The organism is Marinobacterium sp. YM272 (genome assembly GCF_050908845.1).
Lineage (GTDB): Bacteria > Pseudomonadota > Gammaproteobacteria > Pseudomonadales > Balneatricaceae > Marinobacterium_D.
The window spans coordinates 1,715,494-1,735,421 of the sequence record NZ_CP194171.1; the positions used below are offsets into that span (position 1 = coordinate 1,715,494).

Genomic DNA, 19,928 nt, shown 5'->3' on the forward strand with positions numbered 1-19,928 from the left:
CGGGCTCACAGGGCCCGGCTTTTCTGTTTTAACCCACCCGCTCGATAACTGTCGCAATTCCCTGTCCCATGCCGATACACAGGGTCGCCAGGCCCAGTGAGGCATCCTGCTGCTCCATCACGTTCAACAGGGTCGTGGTGATTCGGGCGCCGGAGCAGCCCAGTGGGTGCCCCAGGGCGATGGCCCCGCCGTTCAGGTTCACTTTGGTATCCAGCTGATCCAGCAGCTTCAGTCCTTTCAACACAGAGATCGCCTGGGCGGCGAACGCCTCGTTGAGCTCAACAACCTCCAGGTCGTTAAGGCTTAGACCGGCGCGCTGCAATGCTTTCTCGGTTGCCGGTACTGGGCCGTAGCCCATGATCGAAGGGTCACAGCCGGCCACCGCCATGCCGCGAATGCGCGCCCGGGGCTTTAAGCCCAGCGCGTCGGCCCTGGCGGCGGACATCACCAGCAGGGCCGCGGCGCCATCGGAGATCGCCGAGGAGCTGCCGGCGGTGATGGTGCCTCCCTTGGGAATAAACACCGGTTTCAGGGTGGCAAGGCTTTCGGCCGTGGTATCGGGCCGGATCACCTCGTCGTGCTCGGCCTGTGTCAAAAAGCCGCGCTCATCATGGCCCTCCATGGGCAGAATCTCTCGTTGCCAGCGGCCTTCCGTTTGCGCCTGGTAGGCGAGCCGGTGCGAGCGGGCGGCGAACTGGTCCTGCTCTTCGCGGCTGACGCCGTTCATTCTGCCCAGCATTTCAGCGGTCAGCCCCATCATCATCGAGGCTTTGGCGACCTGTTTTGACAGTGCCGGGTTAAAATCCAGCCCGTGATCCATCGCCAGGTGGCCCATATGCTCAACGCCACCGACGATGAATAGGTCGCCGTTACCACTCTGTATCGCCTGGGCGGCGGTATGCAGGGCCGACATCGATGAGCCGCACAGCCGGTTGATGGTCTGGCCGGCGACACTGTGGGGCAGGCCGGCCAGCAGCGAACAGTTGCGGGCAATATTGGCGCCCTGTTCCAGGGTCTGGTTAACGCAGCCCCAGATCACATCCTCAATCAGCTCCGGGTCCAGCTGGGGATTACGAGCCAGCAGGCCGCGGATGCAGGCGGCGGATAGCGTCTCGGCGCGGACATTCCGGAAGATGCCGCCCCTGGAGCGTCCCATGGGCGTACGCAGGGCATCGACAATCACAACATCCTTGGGTTGAAGGCTCATGCTTTACCCTCCCATCCAAAATAGGTTTTACCGGCGTTGGCCATCTCGCGCATGCCGTCGGTGGGCTGGTACAGCTTGCCGAGGCTGCTGAATTGGTCCGCCTGCTGGCAGAAAGGCTCGAGACCCTGCTGGTCGATGTAGTAAAGCGCTCCGCCCCTGAAGGGCGGGAAGCCGATACCGTAGATCAGTGCCATATCCGCCTCGGCCGCGGAGCCTACGACCCCCTCTTCAAGGCAGCGCACCGTCTCGATACAGAGCGGAATCATCATGCGGGCGATAATCTCCTCGTCGCTGAACTCCCGCGCCTGGCCTATGACGCCATCAAGCTGCGAGGCCAGTTCAGCATCGATAAGTTTCTTCGGCCTGCCCTTGCGGTCCGGCTCATAGCGGTAGAAACCCTGGCCGCTCTTCTGGCCAAGACGACCAAGGCTGAACAGGCGCTCTATCACCGTCTCCTCGCTATGTGCCATGCGATCCGGGTAACCGGCGGCAAGCACGGCATCGGCGTGGCAGGCGGTATCGATACCGATCACGTCGAGCAGATAGGCGGGCCCCATGGGCCAGCCAAAGCCTTCCATCACCCGGTCGATCTGGCGGTAGTCCGCGCCATCGCGCAGCAGCGCCGAGAAACCGATGAAATAGGGAAACAGCACACGGTTGACCAGAAACCCGGGACAGTCATTCACCACGATCGGCGTTTTGCCCAGTGCCCTGGCGTAAGCGACGGTGCGAGCAATGGCATTATCCGAGGTTTGCTTGCCCCTGATCACCTCGACCAGGGGCATGCGATGCACCGGGTTGAAGAAGTGCATACCGCAGAAGTTCTCGGGATGTTTAAGCGCCGAGCCCAGCTCGGTGATCGAAATCGTGGAGGTGTTGGAGGCGAGTACGGTGGCTTCCGGCAGCTGGGTTTCGACCTCGGCCAGGACGCTTTTCTTGACCTTCGGATTCTCCACCACCGCCTCGACCACCAGATCCACCTTGCCGAAGTCACCGAAGCTCAAGGTCGGTCGGATATTGTTCAGCGCTTTCGACATCTTCAACGGATCGATCTTGCCGCGCTCGACCTGTTTGTTCAGCAGCTTGGCCGCCTCGTCCAGGCCCAGTTGCAGGGCCTTCTCATTGATGTCCTTCATCAGCACCGGGGTGCCGCGGGAGGCGCTCTGGTAGGCGATACCGCCACCCATGATGCCGGCCCCGAGCACGGCGGCCAGCTGAACGGGGGCCGCCTGGGCCGTGTAAGCTTTACTGGATTTCTTGACCAGCTGGTCTTTCAGGAAGACGCCCACCAGGGCGGCAGTGACCGGGTGGGTGGCCAGGGGTAGGAAGCCCTCGCGTTCCACCGCCAGGGCCTCATCCCGCGCCAGATTTGCATGCTTCTGGATCGTTTTCAGGGCGGCCAGCGGAGCGGGGTAGTGCGGCCCCGCCTTGGCGCCAATAAGTCCTTTGGCGGACTCGAACGCCATCGTCTGCTCCACGGCGTTCAGTTTTATCGGGCGCTGTTTTTCGCTGCGCCGGGCCTGGTAATCAAACCGGCATTCCTGACAGTCGCGCAGCAGCGCCAGGGCGGCTTCAACAAGCTGATCCGCTTCTACCACCGCATCCAGCACCCCCACTGCCATCGCCTGGGCGGCCGGGTATTCGCCACCGCCGCAGATCCACTCGTTGGCGTTATCGACCCCGATTAACCGCGGCAGGCGCACGGTGCCGCCCCAGCCGGGATAGATACCCAGTTTTACCTCGGGAAAGCCCAGCCTTGCTGTGTCCGTGCCGACGCGGTAATCGCAGCTGAGACAGAGCTCCAGCCCGCCACCGAGTGCCTGGCCCTGAATCGCGGCGACCGTCGGGAAGGGTAGAGCCTCCAGGGCGCAAAACAGCCCGTTGATCTGTTCCAGAAGCTCGCGAATGGCCGCTTCACCGGAGGCGAAGATAGGCAGAAACTCGGTGACATCGGCGCCGACGATAAAGCTGTCCAGGTCACTGCGCAGGATCAGGCCCCGGGCTTCGGGTTGCTGTTTCAGGGATTCAACAGCCTGGCGTAACTCGGCCAGTGTGGCCTGGTTCAGCGTATTGACGCTATGGCCGCTGGCAAAGACCAGCTCGTAGTTATTGTCCTCGAGCGCAGCGACATAGATCGATTTTCCTTGCATCAACATAGTCAGGCTCCCTGGCAGTAGGGGGCTGAACCGCCCCGTTCTTATAGTTGATACGTCTAAGTCTAGAAGGTGACTCGAATTCAACAATCAGCAGAGCATCAGAGATGCGATGAACGGGTGCCTGGGCGATTATCGGGAGCGTTCGCTTAATCCCTCCAGCCGGCTCACTGTCCGGGCTATAGAAACTCTTAATCCCGGCTATAGCGATATAAAAATTTCAAAATCCGGAGTGACTGCTAAGTTGAAAGCACCTGATGCGCAATTAACGGGATCAGCAGTTTGACCATCCAGATGCGCAGGTTTTGCGTAAGCATCTATCAACTGTGACTCGACTTGATCAGCGCAGATTCATCAACCGAGCAGAGAGAGGTTCATCATGAGTCAGAACAACAACAGCTCCGCCGGTAAATGCCCCGTCATGCATGGAGGCAATACCGCCAGTGGTCATTCGAATACCGGCTGGTGGCCGGAGGCACTGAATCTCGACATCCTGCATCAGCACGATCTCAAGACCGACCCCATGGGCGAGGGCTTCGATTACAGCGAAGAGGTTCGCAAGCTGGATTTCGATGCGCTCAAAAAGGATATGCACGACCTGATGACCGACAGTCAGGAGTGGTGGCCGGCCGATTGGGGCCACTACGGTGGCCTGATGATCCGCATGGCCTGGCACGCGGCGGGCAGCTACCGTATCGCCGACGGTCGTGGCGGTGGTGGTACCGGCAACCAGCGTTTTGCGCCGCTCAACTCCTGGCCGGATAACGTCAGTCTGGATAAAGCCCGCCGTCTGCTCTGGCCGATCAAGAAAAAGTACGGCAACAAGGTCAGCTGGGCGGACCTGATCATCCTGGCCGGCAACGTGGCCTATGAATCCATGGGACTGAAAACCTTCGGCTTCTCTTTCGGCCGCCAGGATATCTGGCACCCGGAAAAAGATACCTACTGGGGCGCAGAGAAAGAGTGGCTGGCTCCGTCCGATGAGCGTTACGGCGATGTGGCCAAGCCCGACACCATGGAGAACCCGCTGGCCGCAGTGCAGATGGGCCTGATCTATGTAAACCCGGAAGGGGTCAACGGGGTATCTGACCCGCTGAAGACCGCCGAGCAGGTACGCGAGACCTTCGCCCGCATGGCGATGGATGACGAGGAAACCGTCGCGCTCACCGTGGGTGGTCACACCGTGGGTAAATGTCACGGTAACGGCGATGCCGACGCGCTCGGCCCTGAGCCGGAAGCGGCGGACGTGGAAGAACAGGGCTTCGGCTGGAAGAACCCCAACAAGAGCGGCCATGGGCGCTACACCGTTACGTCCGGCATTGAAGGTGCCTGGACCAGCAACCCGACCCGCTTCGATATGGGCTACTTCGATATGCTGCTCGATCACGAGTGGGAGCTGAAAAAGAGCCCGGCCGGCGCTAACCAGTGGGAGCCGGTGGATATCAAGGAAGAAGACAAGCCGGTCGACGTGGAAGATCCCTCCATCCGCTACAACCCGATTATGACCGACGCCGATATGGCGATGAAGATGGATCCGGCCTACCGGCAGATTCTGGAGGGCTACCGCAAGGATCCGGCGCGTTTTCAGGACGCCTTTGCCCGCGCCTGGTTCAAGCTGACGCACCGTGATATGGGGCCGAAAGCGCGCTATATCGGCCCGGAAGTGCCGGCGGAAGACCTGATCTGGCAGGACCCGGTACCGGCAGGTAACACCGCATATACCGAAGAGGTGGTGCGTGAGCATATCGCCAAATCGGGTCTGTCTATCAGTGAGATGGTCAGTGTGGCCTGGGATAGCGCCCGTACCTTCCGTGGTTCCGATATGCGCGGCGGTGCCAACGGTGCACGCATCAGGCTTTCGCCGCAGCGGGAGTGGGAAGGTAACGAGCCGGAAAAACTGGATAAGGTCCTCAAGGCCTATGCGGAGATCTCCAACGCAACCGGCGCGAGCATCGCGGACATCATCGTGCTGGCCGGGAGTGTGGCTATCGAAAAGGCCGCGGAAGAGGCGGGCTTCGATATCCGCGTACCCTTCAGCAAAGGACGCGGCGATGCCAGTGCCGAGCAGACCGATGCCGACTCCTTCGCACCCTTGGAGCCGTTGGCCGATGGCTTCCGTAACTGGCTGAAGAAGGATTACGTGGTTAAACCGGAAGAGATGCTGCTCGACCGTGCCCAGTTGATGGGGCTGACAGCGCCGGAAATGACCGTACTGATCGGAGGCATGCGCGTGCTGGGTACCAACCACGGCGGCACCAGCCATGGCGTGTTCACCGATAGGGAAGGGCAGCTGACCAACGACTTCTTCGTCAATCTGACCGATATGGCGTACAGCTGGAAGCCGGTGGGCAAGAACCTCTACGAGATTCGTGACCGCAGGACCGATGCCGTGAAATGGACCGCCACAAGGATCGACCTGGTGTTTGGCTCCAACTCCATTTTGCGCTCCTACGCGGAGGTTTACGCCCAGGACGACAACAAAGAGAAGTTCGTCAATGACTTCGTCAACGCCTGGGTCAAGGTGATGAACGCAGACCGCTTCGATCTGAAGTAATGCGTTAGCAGTATGCTCCAGTCAAAAAGCCAGCGTCGGTTAACGGCGCTGGCTTTTTTAGGTTAGCTGTATGCTGGGATTGAAAACTGAGTGTGGGTTCCTGAGCCCGTTAGTGCTGCTGGATCCGATACAGTTGCAGGTGAAGTCAACGCCTACAATATTTAATAGTTTTCATACGTCTAATGTCTGAAACGGCGATGCGTACACAGGGTTGCATCGGGCTGCATTGTCTGAAATATTGTTAACATATTAATTAAATGTCGGCCCATAACTAGAAGAACAAAAATCAGGAGATCTCGTCATGCAATACCATCTGAATGGCTTCAAACCCGGCAATTATGAAGTTCCGGATGAAGTACGAGAGCCGTACCCAGCCCCACCGATTGTCGACCTGCCTGATGAAGTGGATGTACTCATTATCGGCACTGGTCCTGCGGGTTTGACGATGGCACGACAGATGTCCGTATTCTCAGACATTAAGACATGTATTGTCGACATGGCACCAGGACCCTTGCTGTTTGGGCGCGCGGATGGCATCTCTTGCCGCACCCAGGAGATCATGGAGGCCTTTAACTGCAGCGAAATGGTGGTTAAAGAGACCTACCAACTGAAACAGAACACATACTGGGAACCGGACGAGAGCAATCCCGAGAACATTAAGCGGACTTACAAGACCGCTGATCACAGAGCTGGATTGTCCGAGTTTACGCACGGAATCGTTAACCAGGCGCGACTGCACGAGCTCCTGGCGGATGGCATGGAAAAATCGGTCACCCATCTGCTGCCTCATTACAGCCGCAAGATGATCGGGATGGAGATTGACGAGAGTCTCACTCAGGATCTGGATGCCTATCCCATAACGGCAACGTTCGAGAGAGTCGACGAGGCTGGTGCCGGAAAAACCGAAACCGTTAAAGCGCGTTACATCGTTGGCGCCGACGGTGCACGAAGCAGTGTTCGCAGAAGTATGGGCATCCCTCTGCAGGGCGATTCCGCCAACAAAGCCTGGGGCGTGATGGACATTCTGCTAAATACAGATTTCCCCGACATCCGCGTGAAGAGCTTCATCCAGTCCAAAGACCACGGCGCTGTCATGACTATCCCTCGCGAGGGTGGCTACCTGTGCAGGTTCTACGTAGAACTGGATCTGCTTGGCAAAGATAAACGCGCATCGGATGTCCGGTTGAACGAGCAAGACATCATTGCGAAAGCACAGAAGATCTTTCACCCCTACACGCTGGATGTAAAAGAGGTGGCCTGGTGGTCAATCTATGAGGTTGGCCAACGAATTGCCGAACGCTTTGACAACCGACCGGCAGGCAGTTCAGATGAGATCATCCCTCGCGCATTTGTCGCTGGCGATGCCTGCCACACACATAGCCCGAAAGGAGGATGGGGGTTGAACACCTCGTTGCCTGATACCTTTAACCTGGGCTGGAAGCTGGCTGCAGTGCTTCAGGGCAGAAGTCATCCTAAGCTGCTAAGCACCTACAGTACTGAGCGACGCAAAGTAGCCCAGCAGTTGATCGACGCTGACCGTGAGCTGTCCAAACTGGTCGCTACTCGCCCAACCGCCGCCGAAGAGTCAGACAAGGCAAAAATCGACACACGCAAAATCGAAGCCTTTATGAAGCGGCAAAGCGGTTTTGTTGCCGGTACCTCTATAGAGTACTTCCCGTCATTCATCTGCACGGGACAGGAAAACCAGCACTTGGCCAGTGGTTTTAATATCGGTCAACGCTTCCACTCAGCTGAAGCAACGCGTGTAGCCGATGGCAGAAGCCAGCACCTTGGACACCTTGTAAAGGCAGATGGCCGCTGGCGCATCTTCCTGTTTGGCGACACACAAAGCCCCACAGATCCGTCATCGGCGGCGTATCAATTCATCGACTTCCTCGCCAACGATCAATCCTCACCGGTGCAGAAGTACACGCCTAAGGGGGCTGATATTGACTCGGTCTTCGACACCTATGCTGTTTTCCAGCAACAGGATTTATCGATGCACGACCTACAAGACTATCTGTGGCCTGCAAAAGGAAAATACGGGCTGCGGGATTATGAAAAGGTGTTTCAAGCCGAAGAAGGCAACGACATCTATGACCTGCGCGGCATTGACCGTTCCGCGGGCTGCATTGTGATCGTAAGGCCTGATCAACATGTCGCCGCTATATTGCCCGTGTCGGCTCACGCGGAGCTATCGAAATTCTTTGATGTCTTTATGCTTGAGCCGAGTTAAAAGCTCATAGCTAAATCCAGTGTCAGGAAAAGGCCCGCCAAGACAACCTTGGCGGGCCTTTTCTTCCCGGACTGACGGATTCCCGGTCTCGCGACGCCGCAAGCAACCCCGTGCTTATCGCAGTAAAATACGGCTAATATCCGGGGGGGATTCTACCGAGTAATTTTCCTCGAGGCCGGCCTCTACGTGTCTATCGCAAGGAATACCATCCATCCTTAAGCGCATCCTTTACCACCTGAATGAACCATTGATTAGAGGTTGAGCTGTCTTTATTCGTCGACCAGTAAATGGCGATCTCTACCTCACTCACAGGGAAGGGGAGTGGAAATACCTTTAGCCCATACTCGTCAGCATAATGCTGCGCGATATAAGAGGGCACAATCGCGAGCAACTCGCTGCTGGCCAATACGGATGGCAGCGAACTAAAGTGCGGAACTGATAAACGCACTTCGCGCCGGATCGATTTCTCCAGAATAACCTCGTCTACAAAGCCATGTCCCAGAGATCGGCTTACCTGGATATGTTGCGCCGCTTCAAATGCCTCAAGCGACAGGGTATTGATCTTCGATTTCAGCCCGGCAACACAAACGTAGCTGTCACTATGAATAACGCTACGCTGAACTCTCTTATCCAGTATTTTGGTGCTGCAAATAACGGCATCTATCTTACCGCTCTGCATCCAGTCGACCACTTTATCGATCTGAACCGGAACCACATTCAAACTAATGTTGGGGCCCTGTTCATTTAAGGCATTGAATATCAGAGGGAGTTGCACCATCTCTCCGAGATCAGTCAGTGCAATCGTAAACCGGCGATCAGATAGCAGGGGATCAAAATTTCTGAGCCGTTCAACACTATGTTCGATCTCGCCGAGTGAATGGCTAAACACGTTAAACAGTTCAGTCGCCAGTGCCGTTGGTTCCATACCCGATTTAGATCTGACGAACAGCGGGTCATCAAACAGTTCGCGCAACTTGGAAAGCGCATAGCTAACCGACGGCTGGGTGATGGCTAACTTGTCAGCACTGCTCGTTACGCTCCTCGTCTCGTACAGAACTACGAAGGTCCGAACCAGATTCAGGTCAATTTTCGACATAAGATAGATGGTTTCTATATTTATTATAAATACTATCTGTTTGATCTATTTGGTTCCAGTTTCTACCCTAGCCTTTCAGAGTTAACACCACCTAAAAACCAAGCCGAAACGTAGCCGATATGACAAACATAAATAGACAGAATCGCTTCGACCTAGAACTCCCTGCTCCACCGGCGGGTATCAGCAACGAGGAGTGGGAGGTCCGACTGGAACTCGCTGCAACCTATAGGCTGGTTGCGCACTATGGCTGGACATCGGTGGTATATAACCACATCAGTCGCCGAATTCCCGGCACCGATCATGTACTGATCAATCCTTTCGGCATGCTGTACGATGAGATCAGGGCCAGTGATCTGGTGCGAATTGACATGGACGGTAACATCCTCAGCGAAACCGACTGGCCGGTTAACCGTGCAGGCTTTCTAATCCATTCTGTGATTCATCAGGCTCGCCCGGATCTGCATGCGGTTATTCATACCCATGAACCGGTCAGCCAGGCGATCTGCGCGATTGACGAAGATGTTGTGCCGGTTACTCAGGAAGGCTGCCAGTTCTACGAACGTGTCGGATATCACGACTTTGAAGGGATCGTACTTGATGGATCTGAAGGCCCTCGCATCACTCAGGCCCTCGGTGCCAAAAATCATACGCTGGTACTGAAAAACCACGGTTTGATAACGGGTGGTCCCAACTGTACCTGGGCCTTTGTCCGCCATATGGCTTTTATACAGAACACCCGAATTCAGCTAAATGCTATGTCTGCCGGAACATTAAAGCGTATTCCTGAAGCGGTCATGGAGAAAACACGTGAGCAGTTTGAAGGTGGAGAAGCTCAGGCTGGCGCTAAAGTCCGGCATCCGGAATGGCCCGCTTTGCTTCGTTTAATTGACCGAAAAGATCCGAGCTGGAAGTACTGAGCAAGCGCGAATCTGCCCATGGCATTTTCAGCCTGCCCGGAAATACAGAGAGACAAGGCGGTTCTAGCGGCTAATGGCCGTCGTCCTTCGCAACACTGCGCCTTGGATCTATGTTTCAGGGCACGCCCTGTGAGGCTTACCGACAAAGTCATCCTAGTATTCTGTGCTCTCGATTTAGCCCGCCAGGCCTTTGAAAACACGCGTTGATGCTGACTTTATCGATAAGCCAGAATTACTCTGGACTTGGTCGCTGGCTTCCTGGAATCGATCAACCAAACAGCGCGATTCTGACCAGATCTATGGCTTAAAACTATAGCTCAGGACTGTTCAGTTTTTAGATGCGAAAAATAACGGGAAGGGGAAACTGATGAACGATGTGATGATTCTTGGGGCAGGTGCTTTGGGCTCATATATCGGCGGCATGCTGAGTCAGTCTGGATGCTCTGTTCAGCTGGTAAACCGGAGTGCAGAAACAGCTGCAGTCATCAAACGTGATGGCTTGACGTTAGAGAACGATCAGGGAAAAGTGCAAACCTATCCGAGTGCAGCAACACCGGACCAGGCCACGGCAGCTCGATATGTACTGCTTTTCACCAAGACATATCAAAGCATGGCTGCAATCCAGTCAGTGTTGAACAAGCTCTCGCCCGATTCTGTTTTGGTCACTCTTCAAAATGGTTTGGCTAACGGAGAGCGACTCGCAGCTTGTACTGATTTGCCGATCGTACAGGGTGTAACGATGATACCAGCCACATTGGTTAAACCCGGCGTGGTGCGATCCAAAGGATTCAGCGATACATGGATGGGGCCCCTGAACCTGAGATCAGCCATAGAGTCACAGGCAGCTCGAGATTTGGCAGACATGTTCGTGACTGCGGGTCTGACCGCAGAGTACCAGGAAAACGTCGCCCCAAAAATATGGCAAAAAGCCTGCTTCAACGTAGCAATGAATGCGATCTGCGCCCTTTCTGATGGTTCACCAGGGTTGGTTAACGATACACCTGAGCTTAAATCTCAGGCGCATGCCCTGGCAGATGAAGCGGTGGCTGTCGCGACTGCGAGTGGAGTCGCAGTTGATGAACAAGCGCTTCATTCTCTTATCGATTCTGCGTGCCAGGAACATCGTTTCCATCAGCCATCAATGCTTCAGGATATTAGAGCCCAGCGGCCGACAGAGATTGGATCCTTGAATGGCTTTATCGTCGCGCGAGCGAATGAACTTGGTATTTCGGTGCCCAAAAATGAGCTTATAGCGGGGTTGGTTCTGGCAAGAGAGCGTGCGCCGATATTTTGGAACGGTCAGTAGTCAGGAAATTGCTGCTTCTTAATCCTCCCGAAAATTAACAGGAGTCAAAAGTAGAATTTTCTCGTAATCTAAACGCAGGAAATTCTGCATGAAAAAGTCACGTTATACCGACAGCCAAATCCTGGCGATTCGAAAGCAAGCCGAGAGCGGAGTGCCCTTTGCAGAGCTGTTTCGCGAACACGGCATGAGCAACGCCACCTTCGATAAGTGGCGAGCCAAGTATTGCGGCATGGACGTATCTTTGATGGCTCGACTCAGAGATCTTGAAGACGAAAATGCAGAAGTGGGGATTGGCTCATTCGTTTGACTACCGAGCAAACTGACTGGGGTTTCGGCCAATGCTACCAGTACCTCTGTAACCTTGAACATTACCCCGTTAATCACAGGCGTGTTTATCGGATCTACTGCGAACTTGCGTTGAATCTTCGGATCAATCCAAAGCGCCGCGTTGCCAAGCTAAGATCGCATCAGTTTGAGCACGTTGATTCCGATTTACGATGACGTTCCTCCAGTAACAATCATCACCGCGCCAATAAAGACTCCCACCCCGATAACGCCGTGTTTCCACGTCAATGACTCACTCTTGAACACGAGTGCGCCGCACAACAGCGTCCAGATCGGCACGCTGGAGACGATCGATGCGGTAATCGTGACAGCACCCGCACTCAAAGAAAACTGGACCAGCATAAAACCCAGTCCGATCAATATGCCGTTAAGGGCAAAGAATGCGTGTCCTTTCGAAAGAGCCAACACTTTGCCCGGAGACCCAGAGATGATTCGCATCACGAGAATCGTTACCGCAGATGCGGTGGACATTGCGAGCGTGCCAAAAAGCGGCTCCGGAAGTTGATTATAACCCGCCTTGGCAATCGGGAATCCGATCGACCGCGAAAGCGTCGCTGCGAGTGGTAGGAACAGCAAATAGAATCCTGCGTTATGCCAGCTGACACCGCGCACAATAGCTGCCACAAAGAGCGCTCCAATCAGAACGCTGATCCCGAAATATTGTTGTAGCGTGAGATGCTCGCCCAAGAACCACACCGCAGGAATGGCGGCGAATAAGGGTAGGAAAGAGCCAAGCGCGCCAGTAAGAGCGGGGCCGATATGTTTGGTCGAGACAATCTGCAAGCGCTGCGCGAGGGCTGGGAAAAAAATTCCTGCTACGAGAAAGTATGGTGTGGCATCCGAGAACCAATACGATAGGTCAAAACGCCACCCCGAAATCGACCAGAATAAAAGTGCTATTGAAAGCACACTCACAACGGTACCGGTTCGGTCGTCTAGCGAGCGGGTGGCCTGTCGTTGTATATGTATCGCAATTGCGAAGAGCACGGCGGCCACTAAGGGATATACGATGGTTTGGATCATGGAAGCGAGTCCTGTCCTACCAATAAAATAGAATCCCCCGGCTCAAGCCGGGGCACTTACTGTTACACCTCAGACCAATTAACTCTTTTGTACTTTTCCTCCTCGGTAGCTTCAGATCGAAAGTTAGCTATCTCTCGCTTTGAAAAGCCCCGCCTGATCAGCTCTGCTTGAATTTGCTTGAGTGATTTTCCTTTACCTTCGGTTCTGACAAGTCGATTCAATCGTTTTAGCTCCAAGTCGGAAAGGAACTCGGGTTTATAATCCTTGACGTATCGGGGAGGTAAATGAATATGGTCATCGTGGGAGGTGTTTGAAGTTGAGTTTGAGCTAAACATCGACCAAAACATCCTCCATATTGCAATACCAATCAATATTGCTGCAGTTTCGGAAGCGAAGCGATTCAGAATAAACATAACAACCTAGCAGTTTAGACACTGCTCGATAGTGCCGATAAGTATAGTCCTCCTTTGCAATTATCGTCTGGCAGCTCTTTGTGCAGATCAAGATCTATGAAATGTCTCTTTGGGGTCCAACGTGACGAGCGGGGAGGATCCCCGCAACGTCCGGTCTGTGCGCGGAGGTGTTGTCTGACAGAGTGGCCCAGCCTAAATCTGTCGTCTCATCAGGAGTTGGCCCTTTGCAGACCTTCGGCTTGCAGTGTTCCAAGCGAGCTACCGGCACGAAGCGGAACCTCGCGTCCTTGCAGAAAGGTTACTCTGAGACCCCAATTTCTCTCTGACCCCAATTTCTGCAATTTCGCAGTCTAGAGAGGGCGAGTCCATTTCATTCGTTAGGTTTAATCAGCCGAAGTTCACTTTGCTGTAGGCATCAATGATATGTTGGACATCATTTTTTTGTCCTTGCTGTATTCTTTGATAGTGATTTAAAGTTTGATTTAAGTACTCTTGAGCCGATTCAGAATACCAAATTTTTTTTCCGACTGCGGTGATGCTTTCATTATTTGTTTCATCAGATGAAACTAAAATAACCTCATAGAAACGCTGGTTTTCTTTTATTAATGCTTCATCTTTTAAGCCCAAATTAAGCTCTATTAGTTTTTGTCGCAAAGAAAAGTGGTGATGAACTGGACATAGTAAAAAATCGATGTTTAATTTTGGGTTTCTTGTGCAAATTGACTCAACAAATTTAGCGGTTAAATCTCCACCAACTCCTGCAATTATAACTAAATGATTGTCATCATAGCGTTGCAGCGGAAGCAGGGATACATCTAAGCAGTGAGTTTCCCATGCTGAACCAGAAAAGAATCGTTTCAATTTGGTTTCGAGTTCATCGATTAAATCCGGCACAATATCAACGAAATGAACAGTAGCTTTGGTTTTTTTGGATAATAAGGAAGCCCCTAGAAAACCATGATCGCAGCAACAGTCCCAAATGTGTATATAGTGGGCTTCGACCATTTTTTCGACTAGTTTTAAACGGTTGCTAAGTTTCAAGCGTTACCTACTTCGTGTTTTTAAAAACGTATTGTAAGTGTTTTCTTCGTTTATCTAGGTAGAAAAACCTAACAAGTTGTTCAAGAGGGATTCGTGCTAAAAAGGGTACCGCCCCCTTTTTCCCTCTATCCAGGTAGGGCTCCGCTCAGGGAAGCCCTACCTGCTTTTGCACGCAACCTGTCACGCGTCACCCTTTTTCCAACACGTCGTTGACCCAGCTGAGGGCGGCCATCACGGCGGGGAAGCCGATGGTGCTGACGAGCAGCAGTACGGCGTGGCGAATCTCGTCGGGGCTGGCACCGGCATCGCGGGCGCGGCGGGCGTGGCTGTGCACAGCACCTTCGGAGCGGGAGCTGACGGCGGCGGCGAGCTGGATCAGCTGGGCGCTTTTCTCGTCCAGCGGGCCTTCGTCCCGCGCCGCCTTGCCGAGTTCGTCGACGGCGCCGGCGAGGCGCTTGTAGCGGCTGCGAAACTGCACGTAGTTCTGCGGAAGCTGTTTGTCTGCCATGGCGGGACCTCCTGGGCTGATGCCCGTGAAAAAATGGGGATGAAAAAATTGGGACAGACCCCTTTTTCCTCTGGTTGTACACCCTGTCTGTTAACGGGCGCAAATTATGCTTGGCTTGATATGACGAACCGCCGCTGAGCGAAAGGCTTCTTCGTGAGGGTTGTTTCCTAACCGCTAAGGAAGGGGGCCTGTACAGTAGACGTCACGCACCGACCCTAAACCGTCGTTCACGCAATCAGTCCTCATGACTAGTTCTGGCCCTTTGCGGAAGCTCGGATTGCGGCGCTCTAAGCGAACTATTGCTCAAAGCGGACGTTAGACGTGCCGTGACCTAGGCCAGTTATCGGCACAAAGCGGGCTTTATACAAAGGACTTATTCGCCGTTACAAGGATGCAACAGAAGTTTAGGAAATCAACTGTTTCAAGTCAGGCCGTATTCCCAGGCAAAAAAAAACGGGCCACAAGGAGGCTGTGTAAAAACACAGTTCCCTCAGGCCCGGGTAAAGAACCCTGTCATTTGGCAGGGTTCTTTGTTTCTGAGCGCGGCTAATTTACAACCCATCTATCAGATCAGTTGCAGCATTCTCTGGACCCCAAGAGCATTGATCATGCGATTTAAGTTGTAAGCCATAACCGCCAACCCCATTTCTGATTCTGCACCGGATTGCCCCCAACATCCGAAACGCCGCATACCCATATTGTGCTTAAGTTGAGCAAACGGACGCTCGACAACGGCACTTCGTAACCGCATTAAACCTGGATTTTCATCAACTCTTTGCTGGGAACGATCCAGTGCGTCTTCATTGAAGTGTCGGGTGACCCAGCGTTTATCAGCGCTTGTGCACCGGCCCTGCAAGGGGCAGGCGTTACAACCAGTCCGGGCATATAGGCGGTGCTTTTTCTTGCGATTGTAGGTCTGGTAGGTCAACAACTGACCGGCTGGGCAAGTAAACTGATCTTGCTCACTGTCGTAGGTGAACTCACTTTTCTGGAAGTAGTTCCCCTTATTGTTAACAGCGCGATTGACCGGAACTGCGGGTTCGATGCCTTGCTCCTCACATCGCTCCAACTGCTCCCCATTGGAGTAGCCTGCATCGGCGAGAACTTGAAGTGTATCTGCACCAAGCTCCGACTTTGCAGCCGTTGCTATCGGCTCCAATTGACGGTTGTCGCTACCTTCGGTCGTGACATCATGATGGACGATCAGGCCAGTCTCTACGTCAACGGCACTTTGTACGTTATATCCAACCACAATGCCTTCCCGGCCGGAGCGCATACGCTTGGCCTCAGGCTCGGTTTCACAGCACTGTGATGCCCCTTCATCTAGAGAGCTTGAGAGCCCGTCGAGCTTTACTTTGCGCTTCTGGAGCTGACCCAATGCCTCGTGGATGGAGCCTTTCTCGTTCATATCCGATTGCTCGGATTTAGCCATCAGGTGCAGGTAATCATCAATCTTTCGGTTTAAACGTTTCTGGAGCGCGTCGAACTGCTTACGGTTATACGTTTTACTCATGCTGGCGGCCGCTCGGAACTTGCTGCCATCAATCGCTATCATCCGACTATCAAGTAGGCTCGCGTCACGGCAAAACTGAATGAAGCCGCGGCAGGCCTCGCGTATGGCTTTGCTGTTTTGTTGACGGAAGTTAGCCAGTGTCTTGAAGTCGGGCGCCAATCGCTTCATCAGCCACAGTACTTCGACGTTGCGGTGGCACTCTTTCTCTAGTCTGCGGGTACTGCGCACTTGGTTGAGGTACCCGTAGGTATAGAGTTTAAGGAGGTCGGCCGGGTCATAGGGTTTGCGACCGGTGTGTTTGGTAGCGGCCTGAGTAAAGCCCAGAGCTAGCATATCCAATGAATCCATGTAGGCATCGATAACCCTGACAGGATTATCTGCCGAGACATAATCATCTAAGCTTTCTGGAAACAGAGTGCTCTGCTGCCGGGGTTCCCCTTTGAGATGACGCATAAAAAAATACCCGCACTTATTGGTGCGGGTATTTTGTCGGTATAGAGAGTGTTTTTACACACCCTCACAAGGGCCCGTTTTTAATCGATTACTGAACTCGAGGTTCAGATCGCGGAAATGTTTTCAGCCTGAGGACCTTTTTGGCCCTGAGTAACAGAGAACTGAACTTCCTGGCCTTCAGTAAGGGTTTTGAAGCCTGAACCTGAAATCGCACTGAAATGGGCGAAAACGTCCGGACCACCGTTCTTCTGTTCGATAAAGCCGAAGCCTTTAGTTTCGTTGAACCATTTAACGGTGCCAGTAGTAGTAGACATAATAATATTCTCGTTCAAAGAAAATTTTTGAACACTACAGCTAAAATGCTGAATATGTTCGGATAATGCTTTAAATAATACAGGAACTTATGAAAACAGAACGAGGTACATACGATTAGGCAGGACGTCGAAAAGGTGCATAAATGCAGGTGTTACTCTCAAGCCAGCTCATAGTACGCTTATTATTAGCTGGGTAATAGCTTTATTTAATTTATTTTATAAAAAGCTTTGGCCATAAAAAAACCAAAGCCTTTTCAACTGATTAGGGATCCTACGAAAAAGTCTATCAGCATGAGACACTTCGCACTCTGCTGTGCTGAGCCCCCATGGGTTACCACTCCGGTGGCGACTGTGCCACCTAAATCGGTGTTTGGGATCACTGAACCATTATAATGCGGCCTAATCTGAGAAAGGGTTGGCTTGCTTAACAGGAGGAGTCCATATACTAAAGACAAAGTGCCCCGATGCGTTTAGATCGCGCTTTTTAGAGGGTGTTCGATAGCTGTCAATCTTGATCTTGGTGGGTTCGGGTCTTTTGCTATGCGAATAGGAAGTGCCCTTTGGGTCCGCAGCCTTATTAGTTGAGATTGCCCGGATGCACCAGAGCGTCAAGGTCTGCGTTGACGAGAGCCTGTGTCAGCAGGGAGCGGATGGCACTGGCCTGCTCTAGTTTCAGCGACTGCCTTAGTAGGGTTCTGGCTTGTTGCCGGCTAAAGGAATGGATAGCCCACTTGATTCGGGGTAGGTCTCCGGCGCTCAGGCTTAGGCTGCTGACACCCATACCTATCAGTAACAATGCGACGGCGGGATCGCCAGCCGCTTCACCACAGACACTGATCGGTTTGCCGCTTCGCTTGCCGGCCCGAATTATTCGAAGTAACGCCTGAATCACGGCTGGATGTAGGGCATCGAACCAGCGAGCGACGCGCTCATTGTTGCGGTCTACCGCAAGCAGGTACTGAATCAGATCATTCGTCCCGACAGAGAGAAAGTCCACCCGCCTAGCCAGTGCCTCGACCTGATAGACGGCGGATGGTACCTCGATCATTGCTCCAAGAAGAGGTGGCGTAATAGTCAGCCCCTTTTGCTCCAGTTGCTGACGAGCCCGTTGTATCAGTATCAGAGCCTCGTCCAGGTCTTCGACCCGGCTGATCATAGGCAGCAACAGGCTCAGGTTGTTCAACCCGCTGTTCGCCCTGAGCATTGCCCGTATCTGGGCCAGAAACATCTCGGGATGATCCAATGAAATGCGGATACCGCGCCAGCCGAGGAACGGATTCGTTTCCTGTACTGGGAAGTATGGCAGCGATTTGTCTCCGCCAATATCCAGCGTCCGCAGCGTTACGGGGCGAGGATGAAAGGTTTTGAGTACTTTTCGGTAAAGGGTGTACTGCTCCTCTTCGGTCGGAAAGCTGTCGCGTACCATGAAGGGATATTCGGTACGGTACAGGCCGATGCCTTCGGAGCCTGCTGCGAGCGACGGACTGAGATCGGACAGCAAGCCCGCGTTGGTATAAAGCGGGATTCGGAAGCCATCTTTGGTCTGCGCCGATTGGTCGCGCAATTGACTCAGCTTCTTTGCCAGTCGGCGTTCGCGCGCAGCAAGGCTACGGTATTGCCGTTTAAGGCTGACATCCGGTTCGATGTAGAGCTGCGCCTTATAGCCATCGACAATCAGCGACTTGCCGTGAAGACTGTTGAGAGGGAGAGTGTCGGCAAGGCCCATGATCGCCGGGATACCCATGGAGCGCGCCAGAATAGCCAGGTGTGACAGCCTTGAACCGTGCCCCGAGATCACCGCCACCAAACGCGTGCCCTTAACGGCGGCCAGATCCAGAGGGCTAAGGTCCTCACCGACGAGTATGGTACGTGCGGGATAGCGCTCTTCAAGTGGTTTAAGCGTCTGGAGTTCGTTTAGCAGGGCGCGACCGATATCGCGAATGTCATAGGCTCTTTCCCTGAGATAGGGATCCTCCATTGCGTCGAAATAGCGAGCATGCTCCTGGATGCTATCGCGCAAAGCACCGGGAGCCCAGTTGCCACTGCGGATGCCGGCCAGCGTGCTTGCGACCAGTTCATCGCTACGGGCAATCATGGCGTAGGCGCGAAACAGTGTACGGTCTTCCGCCGTCAGCTTCCCTTCCTGCTCCTCCGCTATCCGGTCTAGTTCGCCGGCAACTTGCCTGACAGCTGCCTGAAAGAGCCCGATCTCGGATTCAACATCGGCTACATTACGATTTGGTATCTGGGCGAGCTCCGACCTGGCGTAGATGACATGTCCGGTACCGGTGGCGATACCCGGTGCACCAATGACGCCCTCGAACAGAGGGGCTGAAGACACGTCGCCGGAAACGCTGGCGCTGATGCTGCCACGGGCTTTGGCCAGATGGATGCCACCCGCGATTTGCGCTGCCAAAGTAGCCAGCGATGCCTGTTCGGATTCGCTGAATCGGGATTTTGCCGTTTGCTGCACAATTAGTACGCCCAACAGAGCCCCCTGATGCATGATGGGAACACCGAGGTACACGTGGCTAGTGGCATCCTGGTGTGCTGGCAACGGTTTGCTTTCAAAGAGGTTAACGGGCTCTGAACGCTCAGCCACGAGGTTGGCCAGCGTGTCGGCGAATACGGGCGGGGCAACATGATCTCCGAGGCCCTCACAGGCCATTAGTCGCTGCACATCCAACCTTGCGGGATCTGACAGATAGAGTAAGCAGATGTCTACCCGGAATAGATTACGCACGCTCTTTACGATACTCAGCAGGGCGTGATCGAGGTCTGGGGCATCTCCGAGGCTTTGTACTATGTCATCCAATCGGGTCCTCGGGAGCTCTGATGGACGCGATGTA

Annotated in this window: 13 protein-coding genes and 1 pseudogene; 5 read left to right on the forward strand and 9 right to left on the reverse strand. The window is 53.9% G+C overall.

From position 1 onward, the window contains the following. Nucleotides 1-28: 28 nt before the first annotated feature. Nucleotides 29-1,207, reverse strand: a complete 1,179-nt coding sequence (fadA, locus tag ACQUQP_RS07670; RefSeq protein ID WP_432698212.1) for an acetyl-CoA C-acyltransferase FadA — start codon at nt 1,205-1,207, stop codon at nt 29-31. Continuing rightward, nucleotides 1,204-3,363 carry a fatty acid oxidation complex subunit alpha FadB gene (gene fadB, locus ACQUQP_RS07675; protein ID WP_432698213.1) on the reverse strand — a complete coding sequence of 720 codons (2,160 nt, stop codon included), beginning with the start codon at nt 3,361-3,363 and terminating at the stop codon, nt 1,204-1,206. The genes fadA and fadB overlap by 4 nt, the downstream gene beginning before the upstream one ends. A gap of 376 nt (nt 3,364-3,739) precedes the next feature. On the opposite strand from fadB, the gene katG reads away from it, so the two are divergent. Both katG and ACQUQP_RS07685 read left to right on the forward strand, forming a co-directional pair. Next, nucleotides 3,740-5,914, forward strand: coding sequence for a catalase/peroxidase HPI (gene katG, locus ACQUQP_RS07680; RefSeq protein ID WP_432698214.1), 2,175 nt, complete (start codon nt 3,740-3,742; stop codon nt 5,912-5,914). Nucleotides 5,915-6,215: 301 nt separating this feature from the next. Then, nucleotides 6,216-8,150 (forward strand): FAD-dependent monooxygenase, encoded by a 1,935-nt coding sequence (locus ACQUQP_RS07685; protein WP_432698215.1) that lies wholly within the window; start codon nt 6,216-6,218, stop codon nt 8,148-8,150. Between the two features lie 190 nt (nt 8,151-8,340). Here ACQUQP_RS07685 and ACQUQP_RS07690 read toward each other — a convergent pair whose 3' ends face one another. Beyond that, nucleotides 8,341-9,246: a LysR family transcriptional regulator gene (locus ACQUQP_RS07690; RefSeq protein WP_432698216.1), complete on the reverse strand. Its 906-nt coding sequence runs from the start codon at nt 9,244-9,246 to the stop codon at nt 8,341-8,343. Between the two features lie 119 nt (nt 9,247-9,365). Here ACQUQP_RS07690 and ACQUQP_RS07695 point away from each other — a divergent pair, with 119 nt between their 5' ends. The 3 genes and pseudogenes from ACQUQP_RS07695 to ACQUQP_RS07705 all read left to right on the forward strand — a co-directional run. Further along, the gene (locus ACQUQP_RS07695; RefSeq protein ID WP_432698217.1) at nt 9,366-10,163 is read left to right on the forward strand and encodes a class II aldolase/adducin family protein; all 798 of its coding nucleotides are present in this window, start codon (nt 9,366-9,368) and stop codon (nt 10,161-10,163) included. Between the two features lie 367 nt (nt 10,164-10,530). Further along, nucleotides 10,531-11,469, forward strand: a complete 939-nt coding sequence (locus tag ACQUQP_RS07700) for a ketopantoate reductase family protein (RefSeq protein WP_432698218.1) — start codon at nt 10,531-10,533, stop codon at nt 11,467-11,469. Nucleotides 11,470-11,557: 88 nt separating this feature from the next. Next, nucleotides 11,558-11,931: pseudogene (locus tag ACQUQP_RS07705) on the forward strand (transposase); the annotation flags it as partial. Between the two features lie 30 nt (nt 11,932-11,961). On the opposite strand, the gene ACQUQP_RS07710 reads toward ACQUQP_RS07705, so the two are convergent. From ACQUQP_RS07710 to ptsP, 6 genes are all read right to left on the reverse strand, one after another. Further along, a complete protein-coding gene (locus tag ACQUQP_RS07710; protein WP_432698219.1) occupies nt 11,962-12,837 on the reverse strand; it encodes an EamA family transporter in 876 nt (291 codons plus the stop codon). 800 nt (nt 12,838-13,637) lie between these two features. Continuing rightward, nucleotides 13,638-14,291: a tRNA (adenine(22)-N(1))-methyltransferase gene (locus ACQUQP_RS07715; RefSeq protein ID WP_432698220.1), complete on the reverse strand. Its 654-nt coding sequence runs from the start codon at nt 14,289-14,291 to the stop codon at nt 13,638-13,640. Nucleotides 14,292-14,478: 187 nt separating this feature from the next. After that, nucleotides 14,479-14,799 (reverse strand): carboxymuconolactone decarboxylase family protein, encoded by a 321-nt coding sequence (locus ACQUQP_RS07720; RefSeq protein ID WP_432698221.1) that lies wholly within the window; start codon nt 14,797-14,799, stop codon nt 14,479-14,481. Between the two features lie 565 nt (nt 14,800-15,364). Then, entirely contained in the window at nt 15,365-16,765 is a 1,401-nt protein-coding gene (locus ACQUQP_RS07725; protein ID WP_432696279.1) for an IS1182 family transposase, read from the reverse strand. Between the two features lie 104 nt (nt 16,766-16,869). Next, on the reverse strand, nt 16,870-17,079 hold the full coding sequence (gene cspE / locus ACQUQP_RS07730) for a transcription antiterminator/RNA stability regulator CspE (RefSeq protein WP_188745573.1): 210 nt from the start codon (nt 17,077-17,079) through the stop codon (nt 16,870-16,872). 577 nt (nt 17,080-17,656) lie between these two features. Further along, entirely contained in the window at nt 17,657-19,894 is a 2,238-nt protein-coding gene (gene ptsP, locus ACQUQP_RS07735) for a phosphoenolpyruvate--protein phosphotransferase (RefSeq protein WP_432698222.1), read from the reverse strand. Nucleotides 19,895-19,928: the final 34 nt, after the last annotated feature.

Bases quoted from the DNA above. Each gene is read 5' to 3' on its own strand.
- fadA (WP_432698212.1), bottom strand. From the start codon at position 1,207: ATGAGCCTTCAACCCAAGGATGTTGTGATTGTCGATGCCCTGCGTACG.
- fadB (WP_432698213.1), bottom strand. From the start codon at position 3,363: ATGTTGATGCAAGGAAAATCGATCTATGTCGCTGCGCTCGAGGACAAT.
- katG (WP_432698214.1), top strand. From the start codon at position 3,740: ATGAGTCAGAACAACAACAGCTCCGCCGGTAAATGCCCCGTCATGCAT.
- ACQUQP_RS07685 (WP_432698215.1), top strand. From the start codon at position 6,216: ATGCAATACCATCTGAATGGCTTCAAACCCGGCAATTATGAAGTTCCG.
- ACQUQP_RS07690 (WP_432698216.1), bottom strand. From the start codon at position 9,246: ATGTCGAAAATTGACCTGAATCTGGTTCGGACCTTCGTAGTTCTGTAC.
- ACQUQP_RS07695 (WP_432698217.1), top strand. From the start codon at position 9,366: ATGACAAACATAAATAGACAGAATCGCTTCGACCTAGAACTCCCTGCT.
- ACQUQP_RS07700 (WP_432698218.1), top strand. From the start codon at position 10,531: ATGAACGATGTGATGATTCTTGGGGCAGGTGCTTTGGGCTCATATATC.
- ACQUQP_RS07710 (WP_432698219.1), bottom strand. From the start codon at position 12,837: ATGATCCAAACCATCGTATATCCCTTAGTGGCCGCCGTGCTCTTCGCA.
- ACQUQP_RS07720 (WP_432698221.1), bottom strand. From the start codon at position 14,799: ATGGCAGACAAACAGCTTCCGCAGAACTACGTGCAGTTTCGCAGCCGC.
- ACQUQP_RS07725 (WP_432696279.1), bottom strand. From the start codon at position 16,765: ATGCGTCATCTCAAAGGGGAACCCCGGCAGCAGAGCACTCTGTTTCCA.
- cspE (WP_188745573.1), bottom strand. From the start codon at position 17,079: ATGTCTACTACTACTGGCACCGTTAAATGGTTCAACGAAACTAAAGGC.